The sequence below is a fragment of the Kluyvera sp. CRP genome (genome assembly GCF_019930565.1).
GTDB classification, from domain to species: Bacteria; Pseudomonadota; Gammaproteobacteria; order Enterobacterales; family Enterobacteriaceae; genus Kluyvera; species Kluyvera georgiana_A.
Genome location: NZ_CP082841.1, coordinates 1,029,201 through 1,052,291, shown reverse-complemented (window position 1 = coordinate 1,052,291; position 23,091 = coordinate 1,029,201). Strand labels below are relative to the sequence as shown.

The following is a 23,091-nucleotide window of genomic DNA, read 5'->3' as shown; positions in this document are numbered from 1 at the left end:
GCTTAAGCCGGCCTCGCGTTAACTTTTGTTAAGACGCTGGCGAATACGTGAAAGGCTCACGGGGGTGATACCGATATAGCTAGCGAGATCCCGTTGCGTTAGCTGTGATTCCCAGTGTGGGAACTGAGTCTGGACGTAGCGGTAGCGTTGTTCTGGCGTGTTGAGCAACAGCATCTGTTCCTTCTTTTCTTTGTAGATCAACTGCTGAATGAGGAGTTGCATCTTGAACTCCTGGTTTTCAGCAGCCTCGAAAAAGGAGAGCGGAATGTCACTGGTTTCGCCCGCGGTGACCATCTGCAGACTATAATCCGCCGGCGTTGCCGTCAGCCAGTTAAGGTATAAAAAGCAGCATTCCCCTGGGAAATAGAACTCTTTTACGCGCTCCACGCCCCGATCGGAGTGATAAACCGCCCGCACAACACCCTGATGTAAATAGTAAAAATGGCTTTGCACCTCGCCCTGATGCAGCAGCCAGGCGCCCGCGCTCTGCGACTTTTTACGACTCGTCAGTAACTGCTGATTCAGCTGCATATCGTTATCTCAAAAAATTTGAAAAACAAATGCAAATCATTCCGCTTTTAGTTGATCGAGATGTGACCTAATATTTATCACATCAAGGCAGCACGCCTTATCCAAACAACTAAATTAAAGGGTTTATATCATGAAAAGCATCAAAACTTTTGTCGCAGTTATGACTCTGGCCGCTTCTTTTGGTTCTTTCGCAGCGCAAACAGTGACCGCAACCGCCTCAACCATTGACGGTGCGGAAGCGAAAATTGCCGCTCAGGCTGAACAAGCGGGCGCCAGCTCTTACAAAATTACCCAGGCTTACACCGGTAACCGCGTGCATATGACCGCAGAACTGACCAAATAAGCTATCTGCTACTGTCGAAAGAGCGCCCTTGGGGCGCTTTTTTCGTTACTGGGTCGCGAGCGCCTCGCGAATAGCTGGAATAAGCTGCGGTCCAGCATAAAAACTATTAAAACCTGTTTTGTGTGCCACCGACAGATTCACTTTTGCCAATATTACGCCATAGCTATTATTGGTCTTATCAATCCAGGGATAGCTGCCCGCCCAACCTGGGCTACTGATGAGTAGCGGACGGCCCTGGTTGTCGACCTGTTCCCGCCATTCGCCAAGTCCATAGATATCATTCCGGGCTTGTCCCCGAACATCCTGCACATAGCGATTGACCGCGCCAGGCAATAATTTAGCGCCCTGGATCTGATCGCTCTGCATCATGGTAATCGCAGCTGTGCTCAGAATTCGCCGGCCTTCAAATTGCCCATTATGGGCAACCATCTGGAGAAATCGTCGATAGTCTGCAAGCGTTGTTCTTGCCCCGCCGGCGAGCATTGGGCTAAATCCTTGCTCCTCACTCACTGGGGTGAATCCGGTGTGGGTCATACCGAGTGGTTGGGCAATATGTTCCTGAAACAGAGATTCCCACGATTTTCCGCTGGCGACTTCGGCCATGCGCCCGGCAACCTGCATCGCGAGTCCACCATAATTGAATGTCGTGCCTGGTGGGTTAACGGATGGCAGGGGTAAAATATGAGCAACGGATTCTGTTAGTGTTTGATAGTGATCTTCTGGTTTATTGGCAGGTTGATAGTCTGGGTAGCCTGAGGTATGTGAAAAGAGTTGGCGCAGGGTGGCATCACCTTTTGAGTCGGTAAAAGCAGGTAACCACTTTCTGACCGGATCGCCCCAGGAAAGGACTCCGTCATCAACGAGAGAGGCGATAGTTGCGGCAGCCAGCCATTTCCCTGCCGAAGCAATATGAACCTCAGTCTGTGATGTGTAGCCGCCGTAATATTTCTCAAAAATGGGCTTATCATCTTTAACGATAATAATCGCCGCGCCTGAGTAGTTGTGTTGGGCGACCCAGGACGCGATTTGATGATCGATTACTGCCATTTTGTCTTGCTTTGCCATGCTGCTCAGGCTTGTGAGAGCCAACGCTAACGCACAACAGGTGAGCGCTTTCTTCATTGGATATCCTGTTGTTAACAGGCCCCCAATAATGGGGGCCGCGGTTAAATAATCCCAACGCCTGCGGCGGCAAAGCCAAAGACGATTAGCATAATCAGCACCTTGTTTGGGCTCACCTTTTTATTCAACAGCTTCAGGCATCCCAACACCAGCAGCAGTGGAATGAGCCCGACGCAGATTTTGTCGAGGATCTCCTGCAATACGAAAGGCTGTCCGGCGATGGTGGTTTTAAAGGTGGTGGTAAATTTCACCATGCTGGCGCTCATCGCGCCTACCATCATCAGACCCATCATGGCTGAGGCTTTGGTGATACACGAGAGCAAGCCGGACTGCGTGGCTTCGGCGATATACTTCGAACCTAGCCGGTAGCCCATTACCCCGCCGTAGTAGCGCAGCAGGTAGCTCGGGATGTTGTAAATCAGCAGGAACAGCAGTGGCCCTAGCGGGTTTCCCTGTGAGGCCAGGCCGATAGCAATCCCCGTGGCGATGATGCGTAGCACGCCATAGAAGAATGAATCGCCGACGCCCGCGAACGGCCCCATTAAAGCCACTTTGATGCCGTTAATACTGGAAGTATCAAAATTAGGGTTCGCGGCGTTCTCTTTTTCCATCGATAGCGTCAGGCCCATAATGAATGGCGCCAGATGCTGGTTGGTATTGAAGAACTGGCTGTTACGTTTTAGCGACTCCACGTAACCGTGCGGGTTGCCGGTGTAGATTTTCTTGAGCAGCGGCGCCAGAATCCAGCCGTAGCTCAACCCCTCCATTCGGGTGAAGTTCATGGAGCCCAGCAGTTGGAACTGGCGGAAGAACAGCTGGCGGAACATCTTTTTTTCGTTCTTGCTGTCGTCGCCTGCGCTTACTGCGCTGTTGTGGATATCAGTCATTGAAGAACCCGTCCTTATCATCAACCGACGCGCTTGCGGCAGTGGTGGCGTGTTTATTGGCTTTCAACTGGTTGAATTCGTTGAAGCAGAGATAAACGGCAACGGAAGCGGCGATAATCGCGATGCCCATAATCGGCAGTTGCAGATAAGCCGCCATGGCGAAGCCGATAAAGAAGAATGCGGCAATATTTCGGTTCCACAGCGCCTTTAACAAGATGGCGAAGCCCAGCGCAGGCAGAATACCGCCCACCGCCGTCATCCCGCGCATCACGGTATCCGGAATGCTTTCGACCAGGCTGCGGATCACGTCGGTGCCGAACAGAATGCCGAAGAAGGCCAGCACCGCGAACGGCACGCCGTAGAACATGGTCATCCCGAGCGTGATGCCGAGCGCGGCGCGGTCGCGCCCCTCTTCAAGCAAGGCGTCATATTTCTCGACCAGCGCGGTATAAACCAGCTTCAGAACCTGGTAAACGAAGACCGCCAGCAGGCTGATGGGCAGTGCAAGCGCGACGGCGACGGCAGGTTCCGCTTTCGTCAAAATGGTAAAGGCGGTTGCCAGAACCGAGCCGACAGCCAGATCGGCCGGTACCGAGCCGCCAATGGTGATGGTGCCGAGAAAAATCAGTTCCAGCGTCGCGCCGATGATGATCCCCTGCTGAAAATCACCCAGCACAAAGCCGACCATCGCGCCGCAGATTAGCGGCCGTTCAATCAGCGGCTGGCCTAACGTGTGGTCAGCGAACTTGGCGATATACATCACCAGCGCGACAAGCAGTGCAGACGTTAACATAGCGACCTCGCTTAGCTAGCAGCGTTATCCAGCATCTCAATCAGGTTTTTCACCGGATGAGATGGCAGAACCTGGTATTCCACCTTCACGCCGCGTGCGGCGATGGCATGAAAATCGGCGACATCTTCCGGTGTAACGTACACGGTGTCGCTAATGCGTTTTTTCGCCGCCAGATTGTCCGTAATGCGCCCAAAGTTGGCGACGTTCAGGGTTTTTATCCCCTCAACCTGCTCGACCAGTCGACGCGCGTCGGCGGCATTGTTAACGATCACCATAATTTTCATGGCCTCGGAGCGCGGGTCATTGAGGATATCGCCTGCGTCTTTGACCGCCATAATGGCGCACTTGGCGGTATCAGGGGCCGCCATGCGCAGCGACATCTTCTGCACTTCGTTATTCACTATCTGATCGTTGGCGACCAGGATGCGGTTTACGCCGAGGTGCTTGGTCCAGACCACGGCAACCTGGCCGTGAATCAAGCGATCGTCAATTCGTACTAAAGAAATCATGTGTAGCTCCAGTTAGCAAAAGTAGGGTGTCCAGACGCGGGAAAGGCGAACCAGGGCTTCGAAATAGAAGTAATCGCCCCAGAGGTTAGGTTCGTTAATGCCCATGTTGCGGCCAAAGTTATAAACGCCTTCACGCAGCAGGCCGTCCTGCGTGTGGGCAAAATAGCGCTCGCGTAAATTGCGCATCATCAGTTCGATGGCGTTGTTATAGGCGGAGCGTAGTGGATCGGTTAGCGGCAGCAGCGTCAGCAACTCCGCCAGACCGCAGGCGGCGACTGCGGCGGCAGACGTATCGCGCGGAGCGTTGTCCTGCGGGGTGAAGATCAGGTCCCAGTAGCAGACAAAATCTTCCGGCAGACGGTTGAGAAAATAGTGCGCCAGCTTCCGCGCCAGCTCTGGCTGAGTGGTATCGCCGGTATGACGGAATCCCAGCGCAAAGCCGTAAATCCCCCAGGCCTGGCCGCGTGCCCAGCAGGAGCTATCGCTAAACCCTTGATGAGTATCGCCACGCAGCGGCTGGCCACTGTGCACGTCCATGTAGAAGGTGTGGAAGCTGGAAGCATCCTCACGAACCAGATAACGAGCGGCCTGCGCCAGATGACGCGTAGCGGCTTCGCGCCACGCGGCATTGCCCGTTTCGTTGGCGGCCCAGAACAGTAACGGCACGTTGAGATTGCAGTCGATAATCATGCGACCCTGACGCGCCGGGTCGTTGAGATCGCCCCAGGCCTGAATCACGCCTGCCGTTTCATTAAAGCGACGGTACAGTAGCTCTGCGGCGCGTAGCGCCAGGCTGCGAGCGCGGAGGTTGCCGGTGAGCTTCCAGGCGTTAACGCAAGAGAGCAAATAGAGAAAACCCAGGTCGTGGGTATCGACTTTAATTTGCTTATCAAGGCGCTCTTCAAAACTGTCGAGCAGACCCTCCGCCACCGTGCGGTATTTATCATCGCCGGTCACTTCCCAGGCCAGCCACAGCATGCCGGTCCAGAATCCTTCGGTCCAGTCGACCTTCTCTACTGCCGGGTAGTGACCATCAGTCGCGCTGGCTGCGGGAAAAGTCATGGTAAAACGCGGCATCATCTCGTCAACTTTGGCAAGCACTTCGCGGAGTGCTTCGCTCAGCCAGCGAGAGTCTAAACACGGCTGTGGTGCAAGATAGCGGCTGTCGAGCGTTTCCAGCGCAACGGTCATGGTTGTGTCTCCGCGGCAAAAAAGTCGTCGATATCATCGTCAACGGCTGGCTGTATGGTCTGGCGAGCGGCGATAATTTCTGGCTGCACGTTCATGTACTGCATCGCGCCGCTGGCGGCGGTGATGGCGTCCTGCAGGCGTGATGGAGTATCGGTATGTTCAGAGAGACAGAACTCCATCAGCATAATCAGATTGGCGCCGCTAATAACATGAACATGCGGGTATTTGACCAGCATCTGTACGGCGGTGTTGTTGACGCTCCCGCCGGGCATATCGGTAAACAGCACCAGCTCTTTTCCCCGGCTGGCCGCCTGTTGGGCGATGGCCTCAAAGCGCACCGCCAATTCGGCTGTGGAGCCAATTTCGCCGCAGTAGGCGCAGATGGGTGTTACGCCGTGATCGTCGCCAACCAGCAGGTTCAGCGCCGAGATTATCCCTTCCGCATAGCGTCCGTGGGTTGCGATGTACATCTCTCGCATTGCGTATTCCTTCGTTTTTTTGGTATCTGTTGAGAATATTGCAACCGCCGTGCCATGTTTTTATCTTTATGATTTTATTAGTAAATAATGTAGTGTCTGCACGTTGTAATCGTGTCGAAAACGGCTGTAAGGGGAGTGTCGAAGCGTCTGCCAGCCTGCGCTGGCAGCGCATTTAGCTGAGGGAGTCGGCCGCAATCCACGGTTCCATGATTTCATAAATCATCAGCACCTCGGTGAGCGGCAGCGTGATGTTGTACTTACGGTTTAGCGCCTGGAAGAAGGTGTCATGCACGGCGACAAAAGCTTGTTGTTCAAGCGTCAACTGCGCCTCTTCGCGATGACGAACGCCGTTGTTGACCATCACGCGTTCAATCATCAGCGCGATGTGCATAAATAAGTTAATGCGTAGATAGCTTTCAAAATGAATTTTGTAGAACGCTTCATACTGTTTAATCACAGCTTCTACTTCATCAATAATCACCACCGGGTTGAGGAAATTCAGGCGGCTGGCGACGCCCTCAACGGTAAACAACTTCACCACTTCCTCGACCATGGGTTCCAGCCCGCCGTCCATCAGCAAGCCGTTGAAGTAGTCGCGTTTTAGCACCTGGGTTTTTTCTTTAATCAGCTGTTCAACGCTAATCAGCGGGATATAACCCGCTTCAAGATCGGTGGTTGTAATGATCAGCCGCGTGCCGTTCAATGCCGGGTCGGCGCGGGCGATTTTCCATTTCAGATCGTCATATTCCATCGTGAGGATATCGATCTCATCCTGTACCAGGTAGCGCTGGACAATATCTTTCAGCTTGCGCGAAATGCCTTCGCCAGATATGCAGGAGATAATGATTTTATTGCCTGGGAGCATTCCAGCGTAGTAGCGCGTTTCCACGTCATACGCACCCTTTGCCCCCTCGATAATCGCCTCCATAGACAGCTTATCCTGAATCTTAGCTGCGATATCCAGCGCCATGGCGGTACTGACGTTGTTAATCACCAGCAGTTCGCCGTGCAGATGCAATTTAATTTCTTCGTAGATCTCCTTGAGCGACCCCATATCGACGAGGATTATCAGGCCGTCGCCCTGCCTGAGGCGCGACAGGTGAGCGATCAACAGGTCAATAATTTCACGGGTAGAGGTGGCGTTGGGCATATCAAAGGCTTTGAAGTAGTAACCACCGGTTAACTGGTTGGCGATACCGGCAATACTGGAGGCGGTGGAGCGCCCATGAGAGACGATAATGCCCTGGATTGGCGAATCCTCACCTGCCAGAGAATGGAAGATGCAGCTAAGTAAAGGCAGCAACAGCGGCAAAGGCGTGTTGACCACATGTTTCGCCAGCAGACTGATACACTCTTCCGCCAGCAGTCGCGCCTTCCCGGAGACATAGTCGGCAATGGTCTGGAGTTCATCGACCTGCTCAGTGTGTATAGGGGTGTGTAACGCATAGGTCAGGCATAGCCAGATAGCTTTGCGGATATCCTGTCCACAGGGAACACCGGTCAGATTTTCCAGCTCATTGATGGCGTGCATGGTGTTCTGCCAGACGTAACCGCTATACAGCGCCTCCTGAGAGACAACGCCGTTTACCGTGGTCAGCAGGTTTTCAATTTTGCGGTTCAACAGCATGACGTTGCCACTGTGGCAAAACTCGCGAAAAATGATGTCATCGTGCATTGCTTTGGGTAGCAGCGTGTTGATATCCGGCTCGATTGCCTGTTTGCCGGCGGAGATGACCAGCATTTCTCCGCTAGGGTGCGCACTGTGTAGTGCGATGACGTCCGCATCGCGATTATCGCTCCAGGCGCTGGCGCACATCACTTTGACCTGATTTTTCAGCTCGCCAATATTGCCGCGCACCGGCGACGTGACAAGCCGGTGCATGAGTTGATTATCCAGATGAATATCCCTGCGCAGGCTGATCGCTTCCTGGCGCAGGAACAGATTCACCTGGGCAATCCGCTCGGTCAGGGGACGTGAAATAAAATTGGGGAGCGTCACCCGCACCGGTATGCGGCGGCGGAAGGTGTTGAGCAGTACCGTATCGATATTTTCGGTGGTGGCAAAGATAAAACGCAGCGAAGCCGGGTGACGGGTACGGTTATCGCCCAGCCGGTAGAAATAGCCTTTATCCATAAACAGGAACAGCTTCTCCTGATTCTCCGCAGACAGGCGATGTACTTCATCCAGGAACAGGAAACCCCCGTCGGCGTCGTCAAACGCGCCGCGTTTATCGCGATCTGCGCCGGTGAACGCGCCGCGGGTATAGCCGAACAGCGTGGCGGAAAGCAGCTCGGGGTTATTGGCATAATCGGCGCAGTTCAGTTCGACGAAGGGTTTATCGGCGGCGATGACACCGCGTTCCAGAGCGTACTGGTAGATAAGTGAGGCGAGGTGGCTTTTCCCTACGCCGCTCTCCCCCGAGAGTAAAATCGGTAAGCCATCGCCTGGGTAGTCTACCGCTGAGCGGCACAGCGCAATGGCTTCAGCCAGGCTGCCTTGCGCACCGATCAACGGCATAAAGGCATCGGTCTTTTTCGACACTAATCGGGACGACGAGGATGTGGGTGCCCCGTTACGCTGGACAAAGAATCGTACCGGCCGGGTATTCTCCTTACTTAAGCGACCGTCATCGCAGAGCCTGTTCAGATAATGGCTAATTACGCTACGGTTCACCTGCATAAAGTCGGCGCAGTCCTGAGCCGTGAATCCTGAAGGGCTTTCCGCATAGTGGGTCAGTATTTTATGGAACAGTTTTTCTTTTGCTGACAGCGCCATTTATTCAATGTCCTGCATAGAGTAGAAAATAGCGTCGAAATAAATTAGACGCTAGACACTAACATTGTTATTAGACACTTAATACTTTCCTCGTTTATTCAGGAAAGTAAAACCTTGTTTTAATCGGAATGTGATCGTGATCGACCGTTGTTTTTATTATGGAAATCATTGCGGGGAGGAGCGGTAACAGGCGATAAATATCGTGTCAAAAATTTTGAACAATAACGACAAATTACTCCGCTTTTAGTTGATAGAGATGTGACCTAATATTTATCTCATCAAGGCAACACGCCTTATCCAAACAACTAAATTAAAGGGTTTATATCATGAAAAGCATCAAAACTTTTGTCGCAGTTATGACTCTGGCCGCTTCTTTTGGTTCTTTCGCTGCGCAAACAGTGACCGCAACCGCCTCAACCATCGACGGCGCGGAAGCGAAAATTGCCGCTCAGGCCGAACAAGCAGGCGCCAGCTCCTACAAAATTACCCAGGCTTACACCGGTAACCGCGTTCATATGACCGCAGAACTGACCAAATAAGCCATTAGCTACTGTCGAAAGAGCGCCCTTGGGGCGCTTTTTTCGTTTCTGCCTGCCAGGCGACGTGACTTGCCACCTGTCCGCCGGGTGCGGATCGTCTCTTCCATCCCCATTCGCCGGGTTCGATTGAACATATATCGTGACCCAGGGCTGCGTGCTGGTGGTAGAGCAAAACTGAGTGTACAGCGATGAAGGTATATATAATTCTTTATCTACCACTATAAACTATATTATTTAAATAATGTTTAATTTCTATTTGTTTGTCTTTTCTATTGGTTGTTTATTATAAATAATATCCGGCACTCCTCTTTTATTCTCTTTCAGTGTTATCTCGCTCACGATCTTTCAAAGACCCTTATTTACGCGCTAAAGAATATTAGCTAGTGTTTTTCCGCCTATTAAGAAATGTGTCTTTTTTTTAAAGGTTGATGTCCTTTATTGAGTGGATGATAAAACATTCATCACCGTTATACAAATGCGCGTGAAATCTCTTTTGGGATTTCCAGGTAGTTATTTATTTCAAGGAAAGTAAATAATGAAGAAATCGACACTAGCTATTGCTATTGGATTATTATTAGTGGCCAATACCGGTTTCGCTAAAACAACGAAGATGACGTTGGAACAGCGACTGGAACAGTTAGAATCTCGTCTGGAAGCCGCAGAAAGCCGCGCCGATCGGGCTGAACAAAAAGTTCAGGACCTGCAGGTGCAGCAGGCAGCAGAGATTAAAGAAATTAAGACAGCGCAGGGCAATACGCCGGTAAACGGCCAGACCCCTGTGGAAGAGACGAAGAAAAACGCCACGATGCCCAATCTTCAGCTGACCGGGTATGGCGACCTGAAAATCTACGGCGATGTGGAATTCAACATGGATGGCGAGAGCCGCCGCGGCACGCTGACCAAGCTCAATGAAGATAAATCTATCGGGACGTGGGATATGGATGGCCGTATCCTGATCGGTTTTGACGGCATGCGGAAGCTGGATAACGGCCAATTCGCTGGCTTCTCCATCCAGCCGCTGGCTGATATGTACGGCAGCATGAACCTCGATGATTCATACTTCCACTTCGGTGAAGAAAACGACTGGAAAATTAAGGTTGGTCGTTTTGAAGCCGCCGATATGTTCCCGCTCAACCAGGATACCTTCGTCGAGCATTCTGGTAATACCGCCAACGACCTGTACACCGACGGTCAGGGCTATATCTATATGATGAAAGAAGGCCGCGGTCGTTCCGATGCGGGCGGCAACTTCCTGATGAGCAAGCAGGTTGATAACTGGTACTTCGAACTGAACTCGTTGATTGAAGACGGTACTACCCTGTTTGCCGACGGTGATAACGTCCAGACGGATGGCCGCACCTATCATGGTCGTAAGATGGAAAACGATAAAAACGTGGTCTATCTGCGCCCGGTCGTGAACTGGAAACCGACGTCCGAGCTCTCGTTCTCTGCGGCGATGGAATCGAACGTGGTCAACAATGCTTACGGTTATACCAACAGCAAAGGCGAGTTTGTCGATCAGTCTGATCGTACCGGTTATGGTTTAACCATGACCTGGGATAATACCAAAACTGATCCCGATAATGGCGTTATCTTTAACCTGAATACCGCCTATTTAGATGCGAATAATGAAGACGATTTTACTGCGGCCACTAATATCTGGTGGAAGAACTTTGAAGTCGGTTATATTTATGCGCATAACAAGATTAGCGACTTTAATGGCGTAGTCTGCGATAACGACTGCATTATTCAGGAAGAAGGTACCTACGATATTCATACCGTTCATGCTTCCTACTGGATTAAAAACGTAATGAATATGCAGAACTTTAATATTTATCTGGGTACCTATTACTCTAAAATCCAGAGTGATGAGAAGATTTCCTCAGACGACGATCGTTACGGCGCGCGCGTTCGCTTCAAATACTACTTCTAAAACAACAAAGGCCTCTGGAAACAGGGGCCTTTCTCTTTTATACGGCATAATTTATTGTAGAACGGATAAGCACAGCGCCTTATCCGTCCTACGGGTAGGTCATCGAATTATGCCAGGTAAAACACTTCCTTCAGCTCTGCACTTACTGGGCTATTATCCGGATTAGACGGCATCACTTCGGTCATGTATTTCCACCAGCGCTGGCATACGTCGGTGTTGGCCACTGCATTCCAGCGTTCTTCAGACTCAATCTCCACGGTGGCGAACAACAGGTTGCGTGCTTGATCGAGATAAATCGCATAGTGGTGCGCGCCATGCGCTTTCAGCACGGCTTCCAGCTCCGGCCAGATAGGATTGTGGCGGCGCTGGTACTCTTCGTGTGCGTTGGCGTTCACCTGCATCACAAAGGCTTTACGGATCATAATGCCTCCAGGTACAGCTCGCGAACTTCATCGCGGCTGGCGGTACGCGGGTTGCAAGGCGCGCAAGGGTCAGCCAGCGCTTTATCCAGCCACCCTTCGATGTCTTCTTTGGTGACACCCAGTTTACTGAAACCTTCAGGAATGCCAACACGCGCGCTCAGCTGACGAATGGCGTTAATGGCTTCCATGCTGGCGGCTTCGTCGCTCATATTGCGGGTGTCGACCCCCATCGCTTGCGCGACGCGGGCAAAGCGCGCCACCGCGTTCGGACGGTTAAAGTTTTCGATGATCGGCAGCAGGATGGCGTTGCACACGCCGTGCGGTAGATTGTGGGTTGCGCCCGGCTGATGCGCCAGCGCATGTACCAGGCCCAGACCGGCACTGTTGAATGCCATCCCCGCCAGATACTGACCAAAGGCCATCTGCTCGCGCGCTTCCAGGTTATGACCGTCGTCGACGGCTTTCGGTAGCCACAGGGTGATCAGACGGATCGCTTCCAGCGCGTTGGCGTCGGTCAGCGGGTGCGCACCAACGGAAACATACGCTTCAACCGCGTGGGTCAGGGCATCCATACCGGTTGCTGCGGTGACCGAAGCCGGAATATCGAGCATCACGCTGGCATCGTCCACGGCGATGTCCGGAATAATATTCGAGTCGATAATAACTTCTTTCACCTGGCGGGCGGTGTCGATGATGACCGCGTTGCTGGTCATCTCGGCGGCGGTGCCGGCGGTAGTGTTGATTGCCACCAGGTGTACACCCGCGTTCAGCACCTTACCCACGCCTGAGTAGGCGGTAGATGGGCCTGGGTTAGCGGTCAGGATCTTAATCGCTTTCGCGGTGTCGATTGGGCTGCCGCCGCCGAAAGCGATGATGTAATCACAGGATTCCGCCTGGTACGCGGCATAACCTTTTTGCACCAGTTCTTCGGTCGGGTTGGGGAAAACCTCATCGAAAAGGTGGTAAGACATTTTATGCGTATCCAGCGCGGTAAACAGGCTGTCCAGCAGGCCCAGTTTCACCAGCTGCCCGTCGGTAACGATCAGCGCTTTGCCCCACTGTTTCCCGGCAACCAGGTTAACCATATCGGCAATTGCGCCCGCACCGTGCAGGCTGATTTTTGGCAGTGCTAACATAAAACTCATGGTGTTCTCCTTGATACCTATCTTGTTTAATTCCGTATTCCCTTCGGGGAGTAGCATGGTCTTTCAGGAAGGGAAGGTATGAGAGTGGCGCCACAATGGGCTAAAAACCTATCCCATTAGCTCTGCGTGAGACGGTTCTAAAGGGATAGGTTCTGATGCCTGACCTCGAGCGGCGAGGTCAGGCTATAGGCTTACTTGTACAGATTTAATGCGCTGGCCATCGGCGTTACGCCAAAGCGCTGGCCGAGGGCAATCAGTTCTTGCTGTGTGATGGTCTGCTTCATGCCACCCATTGAGTACACCTTCACCAGCACTTCTGCGGATTTTTCGGCGGTATCAATCAGACCAAAAGTTTCATCGAGCGTTGGGCCGCTGCCAAAGACGCCGTGGAACGGCCACAGCACCAGAGAATGCTGACGCATTTCAACGGCGGTCGCCTGACCAATTTCATCGGTGCCCGGCACCATCCACGGCAGAATGCCAACGCCGTCCGGGAAGACCACCAGACACTCGGTGCTGCCTTCCCACAGTTTGCGGGTGATCAGCGCGCTGTCGTTTTCCAGTACGTAGGTCAGGGCGATCAGGTTGGTCGCATGGCAGTGCATGATGACGCGATCTTTGCCGTCAGTTAGTTTGATACGTTCGCAGTGCGACAGGAAATGCGCGGGCAGTTCGGAGGTGGGCACCGCTTCGTGAGTTAGCCCCCACAAAATGTGGTAACCCGCACCGTCGCTATCCACTTTTACTACGCCGAGGTTAGCGGAGGGGTCGAGCTGCACGTTACGGAAGAATTTACCGGAACCGGTGACGATAAACGGCGTGTTCGCCAGCATTGGCATCGGTTGGCTCAGAGCGATATAGCGCGGCTCAGCGTGGAAATCAGCGGTGAATGGCGCGATATCCGCTTCGTCCAGACGCAGCGTCAGGTTGCCGCCGTTACGCTCGTCCCAGCCTTTTAACCAGGCGTCAGAGGTGGCTTTGATCATGCCCTGGACGAACCAGGAGTCGGTAATGTTCTGCATAGTCTTGTGGTTCCTGTTGTATCGGTGAGGTGTTTCCCCTCACCCTAGCCCTCTCCCCGCAGGGGAGAGGGGACTGTTCGGTGTTATCTGGAGAGGGTTAATTACCCACGCTTGCTCAGGATCTCTTTCTCATACTGACGCACGTTCTCCAGCCACTGGCTGCCCGCTGGCGTATCGTTACGCTGGCAGTACATTTCCCACACCGCCTGCCACGGCAGGCACTTCTGCTCTTCCAGCAGCGCCAGACGTGCGGTGTAGTCGCCTTCAGCTTCCAGCTTGCGCAGCTCGGCGGTTGGCTCCAGCAGCGCGCGCAGCAGGGCTTTCTTCATGTTGCGAGTCCCGATAACCCACGCCGCGATACGGTTGATGGAGGCATCGAAGAAATCGAGACCGATATGCACGCGATCAAACAGGTTGTGACGGATGATTTCGCTGGCAATGGCCTGGGTTTCGTCATCCAGCAGCACAACGTGGTCGCTATCCCAACGCACCGGGCGGCTGACGTGCAGCAGCAGGCGGGGTACATACAACATGGCGGCGGAGATTTTGTCGGAGATCACTTCAGTCGGGTGGAAGTGGCCGGCATCCAGACACAGCGCGGTCTGGCGGCTGGTGGCATAGCCCATATAGAACTCGTTGGAGCCCACGGTGTAGCTCTCTGCGCCGATACCGAACAGTTTGCTTTCCACGGCGTCAATGTGGTGCGCCGGGTCCAGTTTCTCGCTGATCACTTCATCCAGCGCGGCGGCCAGACGCTGGCGCGGCGCCAGACGGTCAACGGTGACATCTTTCATACCGTCCGGGATCCAGATGTTCATCACCGACGGTGTGCCCAACTGTTCGCCGAAATAAGCGGAAACGCGGCGGCTGGCCTTGCAGTGGTCAATCCAGAACTGGCGGATTTTCGGATCGGCGTGGGACAGGGTAAAGCCATCTGCGCTCAGCGGGTGTGAGAAGCAGGATGGGTTGAAGTCGAGACCCAGCTTGTGTTTTTTCGCCCACTCAACCCAGTTTTTGAAGTGCTCGGGTTTGATTTCATCACGCGCGACCGGCGTATCCGACTCGAGATAGATCGCGTGCAGGTTCAGACGTTTTGGCCCCGGAATCAGGCTTAACGCCTGCTCCAGATCGGCACGCAGTTCGCTGGCGTTACGCGCTTTGCCCGGATAGTTGCCGGTTGCCTGGATCCCACCCGTTAAGTTGCCCTCTGGGTTTTCAAAACCCGCGACGTCATCGCCCTGCCAGCAGTGCATGGATACCGGCAGGCGATCCAGCTGGCGCAACGCCTCTTCGACGTCGATACCGACGGCGGCATAGCGCTGTTTCGCGAGTTCCCAGGCTTGGTCAAGTTGAGTGGTCATGCGCAAAGCTCCTTTGTCTGTCGTTGTTGCTGAAACTGCGCAACGTAGCGGGCAATTTCATGGTCAGGATGAGGGGTGAAGGTGGTGAGACCGTAGTTATGGGTCACGACCTTGCGGAAATCATCGACGTTGGAAAGTTCGTCCAGCGCCATTAATTGGATGCCGATATTACCCAGCGTTGAGGCTTCGATTGGCCCCGCCACCACGGTGATGCCGCAGGCATCGGCGCACAGTTGGTTCAGCAGATGGTTCTGGCAGCCGCCGCCCACGATATGCAGTTGGCTAAATGGCTTGCCGCGTAGCTGCGCCAGCTCGTTAAGCACGTTGGCGTACAGCAGCGCGAGGCTGTCGAAAATGCAGCGCGCCAGCTCGGCGGCGTTGGCAGGCACCGGTTGTGCCGTTTCGCGGCAGGCAGCCTGAATTTCGGCGCTCATGTTGTGTGGGTTAATAAAGCGGTCGTCGTTGGGGTTGATCAGCCAGCGGCAGGCGGGCAGCTTCGCGGTATCCGCGATGAGCGTCGGCAGGTCACTCACGTTCTGCTCTTTCAGCACACGCTGTAGCAACCACAAACCCATAATGTTTTTCAGCACCCGATAGCGGCCTTCGGCACCGCCCTCGTTAGTGATATTCGCGCGCTGCGCTTGCTCGCTGGTGTAAGGCGTTTTGCTCTCAAAGCCCATTAGCGACCAGGTGCCGGAAGAGAGGTAGGCGGCATCATGGCTTGCCAGCGGCGATGCAATCACCGCGCTGGCGGTGTCATGGCTGGCGACGGCAATGACCGGAATATTGTTACCCTGTGGGCAAACCCAATGACCAATCACGTTACCTGGATGCGTCGGCGTGCCAAACCAGGAGGCCGGTGCGCCGGTCCAGTTGAGCAGGTCTTCGTCCCAGCTATCGCTGTTGATATTCACCAACTGCGTGGTTGTGGCGTTGGTGTACTCCCAGTTCATCTTGCCGGTCAGACGGTAACTGAAATAGTCCGGGATCAGCAGCGCGTGAGTCGCCTGAGCGACCAGTTCCGGCTGTTGTTCAACCAGCGCGCGCAGTTGATATAGCGTATTGAACGGCAGGAACTGAATGCCGCTGCGGCGGTAAATATTGCTTTTACCTAACTGTTCCATCGCCATGGCCATCACGCCGTCGGTGCGGCTGTCGCGATAGGCGACCGGCAGACCGACACGCTGGCCATTTTTATCCAGCAGCACGTAGTCAACGCCCCAGGTGTCAATACCGATGCTGTCGATACGGATGCCTTCATCGCACACCTTGTTAAGACCGGTGCGGATTTCTGCTTCCAGGCTGTCGATGTTCCAGGTATCAAAACCATCCTGCTGATGCAGGCTGTTCGTGAAACGGTGGATTTCGCGCAGTGAAAGCAAACGCGACCGGGCATCGTAGCGCGCCAGCATTACGCGTCCGCTTGAAGCGCCTAAATCGACGGCCACACAATGGCGAAAAGTCATGGCAAAAGTCCTTCTGAGAGTCATTACCGCTCAGTCTAAAAAAAGGACACCGCCACTACCTTCTCGTTACTGACAGACGCTATTGGGCGCTGGCAAGAAAGCAAAGATGAACGTGAGAGAGTTCACAAATTCCTGCGATCATGCCGCTTTCAGGGGGTGTGATACTGACCGCATTTCCCGAACTTTCCGGCTGTTTCTTGAAAAAACGACCGGGTTTGCGCGCTTTGCTGTCAAAACGTCAAGGTGAGAATCCTCAGCGGATATTACTATCCTGATAACATTTCTCATCTGGTGGGCGTTGTTATGACCGTATTACACAGCGTGGATTTCTTCTCTTCCGGTAAGTTGCCTGTTGCGATCGAACCTCGACTTCCTCAGGCGGCTTTTCCTGAGCATCATCATGATTTTAATGAGATTGTTATTGTTGAGCACGGCACGGGTATTCATGTGTTCAATGGTCAGCCGCATACCATTTGTGGTGGCACCGTTTGCTTCGTACGCGACGTCGATCGCCATCTGTATGAACATACCGACAATCTCTGTCTGACCAACGTGTTATATCGTGCCCCGGATGCTTTCCAGTTCTTGTCAGGTCTGAACAAACTGCTGCCGCAGGAACTCGATGGCCACTATCCTTCCCACTGGCGTGTTAACCAGAGTACGTTACAGCAGGTGCGAGCGATTGTGGGTCAGATGGAAGAAGCCAATGACAGTACAGATATGATGTCGCTGGCCAACCGAGAAATTCTGTTTATGCAACTGCTGGTCTTGTTACGTAAAGGCAGTCAGGTGCAAGGCGCTATCGATAACGATGCCCGACTAAACCAGTTGATGGCGTGGCTGGAAGATCACTTTGCTGAGGACGTATGTTGGGAAGGGTTGGCCGAGCAGTTCTCGCTATCGCTACGTACGCTGCACCGCCAGTTGAAGCACTGTACCGGCCTGACGCCGCAGCGTTATCTGAACCGTCTGCGGCTGATTAAAGCGCGGCACCTGCTGCGCCACAGCGATGAAAGCGTGACCGATATTGCTTACCACTGCGGGTTTGGTGACAGTAACCACTTCTCCACGCTGTTCCGTCGCGAATTTAACTGGTCGCCGCGCGATATCCGCCAGGGCCGGGATACGCTGCTTCAGTAACGCGAAGGCAATCACCGTTTTTTACCGCAAAACGGCTAATAATAGTGAGTTGTTAGTCGTTGAGGTATCAGCGTGTCAGGCCAGTTAATCCTTCGAAAAGACGAGTTTTTCGCCAGTTCCGCGCAGGCCGTCGCGGTGGCGGATCGTTATCCGCAAAACGTTTTTGCTGAGCATACCCACGAATTTTGCGAGCTGGTGCTGGTCTGGCGCGGCAACGGCCTGCATATCCTCAATGACCGTCCCTACCGTATTACCCGTGGCGATCTGTTCTATATTCGTGCCGAAGATAAACACTCCTACGCTTCGGTTAACGATTTGGTTTTGCAGAATATTATCTATTGCCCCGAACGCCTGAAGCTTAATCTTGACTGGGTCAGCCATATTCCTGGATTGCGCGGTTCGCCCTGGGTGCCGCACTGGCGCATTGGCAGTACCGGAATGACACAGGCGCGGCAGATTATGACCCAGCTGGAGCACGAGAGCCGCAAAGAAGACGCGCTGGCAAACCAGATGTCTGAACTGCTGTTTGCCCAACTGGTGGTGTGCCTGAAGCGCTATCGTTACGCGACGGATAATCTGGCGGCAACGCAAAGCGAAGCGTTGCTGGATAAACTGCTCACCGCGCTGGCGGGCAGCCTGAACCGGCCTTTCGTATTGGATTCCTTCTGTGCGCAGCAGGGATGTAGCGAGCGAGCGCTACGCCAGCAGTTCCGCAGCCAGACCGGCATGACCGTAAACCATTACCTGCGCCAGCTGCGCATTTGCCATGCGCAGTACCTGTTGCAACACACTGAGCTGCTGATTGGTGAAGTGGCGATGCGCTGTGGGTTTGAGGACAGCAACTACTTTTCCGTGGTGTTCAACCGCGAGATTGGCATGACGCCGGGGCAGTGGCGTCAGCGCAGTCGTATCCCAGTCAATTAACCTGAATGCCGCGTGTTATCAGGGGCATAACAAATTGTTATAACCTTATAAAAACTACGGCATTGATAATCATTTTCAATATCATTTAATTAACTATAATGAACCAACTGATTACGCGGCGTTTACAGGTTTGCCGCCCGACAATAATGGAGATGATTATGAGCTATACCCTGCCGTCACTGCCTTATGCGTACGATGCCCTGGAACCGCACTTCGACAAACAGACGATGGAAATCCATCACAGCAAACACCACCAGGCTTACGTGAACAACGCTAACGCAGCGCTGGAGAGCCTGCCGGAGTTCGCTTCTCTGTCTGCTGAAGAACTGATCGCGAAACTGGATCAGCTGCCGGCGGATAAGAAAACCGTTCTGCGTAACAACGCCGGCGGCCACGCTAACCACAGCTTCTTCTGGAAAGGCCTGAAAAAAGGCACCACCCTGCAGGGTGATCTGAAAGCGGCTATCGAGCGTGACTTCGGTTCCGTTGACAACTTCAAAGCTGAATTCGAAAAAGCAGCAGCAACCCGTTTCGGCTCCGGCTGGGCGTGGCTGGTGCTGAAAGGCGACAAACTGGCTGTGGTTTCTACCGCTAACCAGGATTCCCCGCTGATGGGTGAAGCCATTTCCGGCGCTTCCGGCTTCCCGATCGTGGGCCTGGACGTTTGGGAACACGCTTACTACCTGAAATTCCAGAACCGCCGCCCGGACTACATCAAAGAGTTCTGGAACGTGGTGAACTGGGACGAAGCAGCAGCGCGTTTCGCCGCTAAAAAATAATTTGCATTGCACGTCTGTAGAAGCGAGTCTGATGACTCGCTTTTTTTGTATCCGCGTAAGGAGCAGCAGATGCATTATCCGGTTGACGTGTTTATTGGCAAAATTCGTGACTATGACGGCAGCCGCCCGAGTGCTATCGCCAAGGTGCAAATCGACGGCGAGCTGGAACTGACCGAGCTGGGACTGCTTGGCGATGAGCAGGCCGAAAAGAAAATCCACGGCGGCCCCGACCGCGCGCTGTGCCACTATCCCCGCGAACACTATGCCGAGCTGATTCGTGAATTCCCCGAACAGGCCGAGCTGTTCTGCGCCCCCGCTTTTGGTGAAAATCTTTCGACGGAAGGCATGACCGAACACAACGTGTTTATCGGCGATATTTATCGCTGGGGTGAGACGTTGATTCAGGTCACCCAGCCGCGTTCTCCGTGTTTTAAGCTCAATTTCCACTTTGCTATCAGCGATATGGCTTCTCAGATGCAGCGCAGCGGCAAGGTGGGCTGGTTGTATCGGGTGATTGCGCCGGGTAAGGTTTCCACTGACGCTCCGCTGGAGCTGGTGTCGCGCCTGAGCGATGTTTCGGTGTATGACGCTGCCGCCATTGCCTGGCATATGCCGTTCGATGACGACCAGTATCACCGCCTGCTGAGCGCAGCCGGGCTGTCCATCAGCTGGAGCAGAACCATGCAGAAGCGTCGTCTGAGCGGCAAGATTGAAGATAACAGCCGAAGATTGTGCGGCAAGTAGGCCTGATAAGCGCAGCGCCATCAGGCGGTCAAACGCCCATGGCCCAAAAAAATCGGCCTGCATTCGCAGGCCGATGGTTTCTAGGTTCGCTTGTACAGCGGTAACCACAGCGTCAGGCGCAAGCCGCCGAGCGGGCTGTCATCAGCCTTCACCCAGCCGCGGTGCTGCTGCATGGCGCTTTCAACAATCGCCAGCCCCAGTCCCGTACCGCCAGACTCACGGTCGCGCGCTTCATCGGTACGGTAAAACGGGCGGAAAATCTGCTCGCGATCTTCCGGGCTTACGCCTGGGCCATCGTCGTCCACGTGAACGGTAACGCCGTCTTTATCCACCGAGAAGCTCACGGCGATTTTCGTGTGCGAGTAGCGCAGCGCGTTACGGACGATGTTCTCCAGCGCGCTTTCCAGCGCGTTCGGGTTGCCGTACAGCGGCCACGGCCCCGGCGGATAGTCAACGTTGAACGTTTTACCCATCTGCTCGGCTTCGAACGCGGCGTTATCCAGCACCTCGCCCCACAGCTGATTCGCCTTCAGCGTCTCGCTCACCAGTGCGCTTTTCTGCTGATTTCGCGACATCACTAACATGTCGTTGATCATGCTATCCAGACGTTGCGCTTCTGTCTCAATACGCTCCAGCTCTTTGCTTTCACCGCTGCGGCGACGTAGCAGCGCCGTGCCCAGTTGCAGACGCGTTAACGGCGTGCGCAGCTCGTGGGAGATATCGGAAAGCAGACGCTGCTGGGAGGTCATCATCCGTTCCAGCGCCATCACCATCTGGTTAAAGCTGGCCCCTGCCGCCAGAAACTCCTGCGGCCCGGATTCCAGTTCGGGATGCTGGCGCAGGTTGCCCTGAGCGACTTCATCCGCGGCATTTTTCAGCTTACGTGCCGGTTTTGCCAGGCTCCACGCCAGCCACAACAGCAGCGGCGCGCTGACCAACATGGTGACGATCAACAGCAACAGCGGCCGGTCGAACAGCAGGTTGATAAAGTCAGACTGTGAACTGCTGGCCGGACGGATTAAGTACAACTGATAGTTATCTTCACCGTCACGAATCGAAAATGGCCCGACTAACTCCACGCGCCCGTATTTCTTCTTCTGCGGATGGTCGGCGTTGTCCGACTGTCCGATAAAGTTACGGATAATCTGCATTTCGTTGCGTTCTGCGCCAATCACGCGGCCTTCGCTGGTGACCAGCAGCAGACGCTGGCCCGGCGGAGCCCATTTATCAATCGCGCGGAACAGCCGACGCCACCACATCAAATCGTTGGGGGGATCGTTGGCCAGCTCTTCTTCAACGTGCTGTTCGATCATGATGCCCTGACGCTGCTCGCTATCCAGCAGTTCAGTCATCTGACGCGAGTCGAGCTTGGGTAACATCAAAACCAGCATCAACACCAGCGCCAGGGTTAACCAGAAGATGGCGAAGATGCGGGCGGTTAAACTTCCTATCATGAAGCGGAGACCATCAGGTAGCCGCGACCACGCAGGGTTTTAAACCACGGATGACCGTCTTTACGTTCCGGCAGCTTCCGACGCAGGTTGGAAATGTGCATGTCGATTGCGCGATCGAACGGCGTTAAGCGTTTGCCCAGCACTTCCTGACTTAAATGTTCGCGCGACACCACCTGACCCAAATGCTGTGCCAGCAGATAGAGCAGGGTGAATTCGGTGCCGGTGAGCTCCAGGGTTTGGCCATCGAAGCTGGCTTCCTGGCGGCCAGGGTTCAGGCTCAGGGCGTCGACTTCTACGGTAGGCGAACTGGCATCGCTACTTTGCTGCTGTTCGCTCCAGTGCGAACGGCGCAAAATAGCGCGGATACGCGCGACCAGCTCACGGTCGTTAAAGGGTTTAGGTAAATAGTCATCTGCGCCCAGTTCAAGGCCCAGAACGCGATCCAGCTCGCTTCCGCGGGCGGTCAGCATAATGACGGGAGTCTGGTGTGTTTGTCGTAATTCTTTCAGCGTGTCGATTCCGTTCTTTTTCGGCATCATCACGTCGAGTAAAAGTAGGTCGATGCTGTCATCAAGAAGCGCAAGCGCCTGTTCGCCATCATGGGCAACCAGAACGTTAAAGCCTTCCATATCAAGCAGTTCCTTAAGTAAGGAAGTCAGCTCTCGGTCATCATCAACTAGTAAAATTTTATTCATATTTTCATCCCTCCGAGGCAGAAATTACGTCATCAGAGCCAGCTAATCCATGACTTTACGTTGTTTTACACCCCCTGACGCATGTTTTCAGCCTGAATCGTAAACTGTCTCTCGTTGAATCGCGACACAAAAGTTTTTGGGAGCATGTGATGCGCAATGTTATCGCTGCCGTCATGGCCTCAACGCTGGCATTCAGTGCACTAAGCCAGGCCGATGAAGTCGTCACCAGCGTTAACTGGCACCCAGCGGAAGATAATTCGCTGCGAAACGGCCAGGGTCATATGTTCGACGGTATTAGTTTAACCGAACATCAACGCCAGCAAATGCGCGATTTGATGCAACGGGCGCGACACGATCGCCCACCCGTTAATGTTAGCGAAGTGGAGGCAATGCATCGCCTTGTCACCGCAGAAAAATTTGATGAAGCCGCTGTGCGCGCCCAGGCCGAAAAAATGGCCGAGGAGCAGGTGAACCGCCAGGTTGAAATGGCGAAGGTTCGCAATCAGATGTATCGCCTGCTAACGCCAGAGCAGCAAGCGGCTTTAAATGAGAATCACCAGCAGCGAATGGAGCAGCTGCGTGACGTTGCACGGATGCAACAAGGTTCGAATGTGAATCTGTTTAGTAGCAATACCCGTAGCAACCAGTAACAAACCCTGTTTTTCCTTGCCATAGACACCATCCCTGTCTTCCCCCACATGATGTGGGGGTTTTTTTTATCAGTGACTTACATAAAACCACTTATCAAAACAGCGACTTATAAAAAGCTGGAACGACTCTGAACGGTTTCAGATTCCCCAGAGTGTGGACGCAATGTGGACACTCTGGGTCATTCC

23 protein-coding genes are annotated in these 23,091 nt (G+C 53.8%); 8 read left to right on the top strand and 15 right to left on the bottom strand.

The genetic code is table 11. The features are described from left to right. Positions 1-18: 18 nt before the first annotated feature. On the bottom strand, positions 19-531 hold the full coding sequence (locus K7B04_RS04880) for a Crp/Fnr family transcriptional regulator (protein ID WP_163448698.1): 513 nt from the start codon (positions 529-531) through the stop codon (positions 19-21). Positions 532-661: 130 nt separating this feature from the next. Between K7B04_RS04880 and K7B04_RS04875 the strand changes: the two genes are divergently transcribed. After that, positions 662-874 carry a DUF1471 domain-containing protein gene (locus K7B04_RS04875; RefSeq protein ID WP_163448697.1) on the top strand — a complete coding sequence of 71 codons (213 nt, stop codon included), beginning with the start codon at positions 662-664 and terminating at the stop codon, positions 872-874. Between the two features lie 45 nt (positions 875-919). On the opposite strand, the gene K7B04_RS04870 is transcribed toward K7B04_RS04875, so the two are convergent. From K7B04_RS04870 to K7B04_RS04840, 7 genes are all read right to left on the bottom strand, one after another. Continuing rightward, a complete protein-coding gene (locus K7B04_RS04870; RefSeq protein WP_223803597.1) occupies positions 920-1,996 on the bottom strand; it encodes a serine hydrolase domain-containing protein in 1,077 nt (358 codons plus the stop codon). Between the two features lie 44 nt (positions 1,997-2,040). Beyond that, positions 2,041-2,883: a PTS system mannose/fructose/sorbose family transporter subunit IID gene (locus K7B04_RS04865; protein WP_167577209.1), complete on the bottom strand. Its 843-nt coding sequence runs from the start codon at positions 2,881-2,883 to the stop codon at positions 2,041-2,043. Continuing rightward, a complete protein-coding gene (locus K7B04_RS04860) occupies positions 2,876-3,676 on the bottom strand; it encodes a PTS sugar transporter subunit IIC (RefSeq protein WP_135370586.1) in 801 nt (266 codons plus the stop codon). The genes K7B04_RS04865 and K7B04_RS04860 overlap by 8 nt, the downstream gene beginning before the upstream one ends. Before the next feature lie 11 nt (positions 3,677-3,687). Continuing rightward, positions 3,688-4,185 carry a PTS sugar transporter subunit IIB gene (locus K7B04_RS04855; RefSeq protein WP_223803596.1) on the bottom strand — a complete coding sequence of 166 codons (498 nt, stop codon included), beginning with the start codon at positions 4,183-4,185 and terminating at the stop codon, positions 3,688-3,690. A 12-nt stretch (positions 4,186-4,197) separates the two neighbouring features. Then, on the bottom strand, positions 4,198-5,376 hold the full coding sequence (locus tag K7B04_RS04850) for a glycoside hydrolase family 88 protein (protein WP_223803595.1): 1,179 nt from the start codon (positions 5,374-5,376) through the stop codon (positions 4,198-4,200). Further along, positions 5,373-5,855 carry a PTS fructose transporter subunit IIA gene (locus K7B04_RS04845; RefSeq protein ID WP_223803594.1) on the bottom strand — a complete coding sequence of 161 codons (483 nt, stop codon included), beginning with the start codon at positions 5,853-5,855 and terminating at the stop codon, positions 5,373-5,375. Before K7B04_RS04845 ends, K7B04_RS04850 begins: the two co-directional genes overlap by 4 nt. Positions 5,856-6,027: 172 nt before the next feature. Next, positions 6,028-8,631, bottom strand: a complete 2,604-nt coding sequence (locus tag K7B04_RS04840; protein WP_223803593.1) for a sigma 54-interacting transcriptional regulator — start codon at positions 8,629-8,631, stop codon at positions 6,028-6,030. Positions 8,632-8,957: 326 nt separating this feature from the next. Between K7B04_RS04840 and K7B04_RS04835 the strand changes: the two genes are divergently transcribed. Together K7B04_RS04835 and K7B04_RS04830 are read left to right on the top strand one after the other, a co-directional pair. Then, on the top strand, positions 8,958-9,170 hold the full coding sequence (locus tag K7B04_RS04835) for a DUF1471 domain-containing protein (RefSeq protein WP_163448697.1): 213 nt from the start codon (positions 8,958-8,960) through the stop codon (positions 9,168-9,170). 535 nt (positions 9,171-9,705) lie between these two features. Continuing rightward, positions 9,706-11,103, top strand: a complete 1,398-nt coding sequence (locus tag K7B04_RS04830; protein WP_167577204.1) for a carbohydrate porin — start codon at positions 9,706-9,708, stop codon at positions 11,101-11,103. Positions 11,104-11,210: 107 nt separating this feature from the next. Here the strand turns inward: K7B04_RS04830 and rhaM are convergent, their stop codons facing one another. The 5 genes from rhaM to rhaB form a co-directional block, all read right to left on the bottom strand. Continuing rightward, positions 11,211-11,525, bottom strand: coding sequence for an L-rhamnose mutarotase (gene rhaM, locus K7B04_RS04825; RefSeq protein ID WP_163447335.1), 315 nt, complete (start codon positions 11,523-11,525; stop codon positions 11,211-11,213). After that, complete coding sequence (gene fucO, locus K7B04_RS04820; RefSeq protein WP_167577203.1) at positions 11,522-12,670, bottom strand: lactaldehyde reductase; 1,149 nt, start codon at positions 12,668-12,670, stop codon at positions 11,522-11,524. Before fucO ends, rhaM begins: the two co-directional genes overlap by 4 nt. A 191-nt stretch (positions 12,671-12,861) precedes the next feature. Then, positions 12,862-13,692 carry a rhamnulose-1-phosphate aldolase gene (gene rhaD, locus K7B04_RS04815; RefSeq protein ID WP_064540441.1) on the bottom strand — a complete coding sequence of 277 codons (831 nt, stop codon included), beginning with the start codon at positions 13,690-13,692 and terminating at the stop codon, positions 12,862-12,864. A 101-nt stretch (positions 13,693-13,793) separates the two neighbouring features. Beyond that, positions 13,794-15,053: an L-rhamnose isomerase gene (gene rhaA / locus K7B04_RS04810; protein WP_167577202.1), complete on the bottom strand. Its 1,260-nt coding sequence runs from the start codon at positions 15,051-15,053 to the stop codon at positions 13,794-13,796. Then, positions 15,050-16,519, bottom strand: a complete 1,470-nt coding sequence (gene rhaB / locus K7B04_RS04805; protein ID WP_223803592.1) for a rhamnulokinase — start codon at positions 16,517-16,519, stop codon at positions 15,050-15,052. The genes rhaA and rhaB overlap by 4 nt, the downstream gene beginning before the upstream one ends. A gap of 303 nt (positions 16,520-16,822) precedes the next feature. On the opposite strand from rhaB, the gene rhaS reads away from it, so the two are divergent. The 4 genes from rhaS (at position 16,823) to yiiM (ending at position 20,106) form a co-directional block, all read left to right on the top strand. After that, entirely contained in the window at positions 16,823-17,659 is an 837-nt protein-coding gene (gene rhaS / locus K7B04_RS04800; RefSeq protein WP_163447331.1) for an HTH-type transcriptional activator RhaS, read from the top strand. Positions 17,660-17,731: 72 nt separating this feature from the next. Continuing rightward, complete coding sequence (gene rhaR, locus K7B04_RS04795) at positions 17,732-18,583, top strand: HTH-type transcriptional activator RhaR (protein ID WP_163447330.1); 852 nt, start codon at positions 17,732-17,734, stop codon at positions 18,581-18,583. A gap of 158 nt (positions 18,584-18,741) precedes the next feature. Beyond that, positions 18,742-19,362 carry a superoxide dismutase [Mn] gene (sodA, locus tag K7B04_RS04790; RefSeq protein WP_163447329.1) on the top strand — a complete coding sequence of 207 codons (621 nt, stop codon included), beginning with the start codon at positions 18,742-18,744 and terminating at the stop codon, positions 19,360-19,362. 6 nt (positions 19,363-19,368) lie between these two features. After that, positions 19,369-20,106 carry a 6-hydroxyaminopurine reductase gene (yiiM, locus tag K7B04_RS04785; RefSeq protein ID WP_223803591.1) on the top strand — a complete coding sequence of 246 codons (738 nt, stop codon included), beginning with the start codon at positions 19,369-19,371 and terminating at the stop codon, positions 20,104-20,106. Between the two features lie 80 nt (positions 20,107-20,186). On the opposite strand, the gene cpxA is transcribed toward yiiM, so the two are convergent. Further along, positions 20,187-21,560 carry an envelope stress sensor histidine kinase CpxA gene (gene cpxA / locus K7B04_RS04780; RefSeq protein ID WP_163447327.1) on the bottom strand — a complete coding sequence of 458 codons (1,374 nt, stop codon included), beginning with the start codon at positions 21,558-21,560 and terminating at the stop codon, positions 20,187-20,189. Then, on the bottom strand, positions 21,557-22,255 hold the full coding sequence (gene cpxR, locus K7B04_RS04775) for an envelope stress response regulator transcription factor CpxR (protein WP_064540403.1): 699 nt from the start codon (positions 22,253-22,255) through the stop codon (positions 21,557-21,559). Before cpxR ends, cpxA begins: the two co-directional genes overlap by 4 nt. Before the next feature lie 149 nt (positions 22,256-22,404). On the opposite strand from cpxR, the gene cpxP reads away from it, so the two are divergent. Further along, positions 22,405-22,905, top strand: coding sequence for a cell-envelope stress modulator CpxP (cpxP, locus tag K7B04_RS04770; RefSeq protein ID WP_163447326.1), 501 nt, complete (start codon positions 22,405-22,407; stop codon positions 22,903-22,905). The last annotated feature ends 186 nt before the right edge of the window (positions 22,906-23,091 follow it).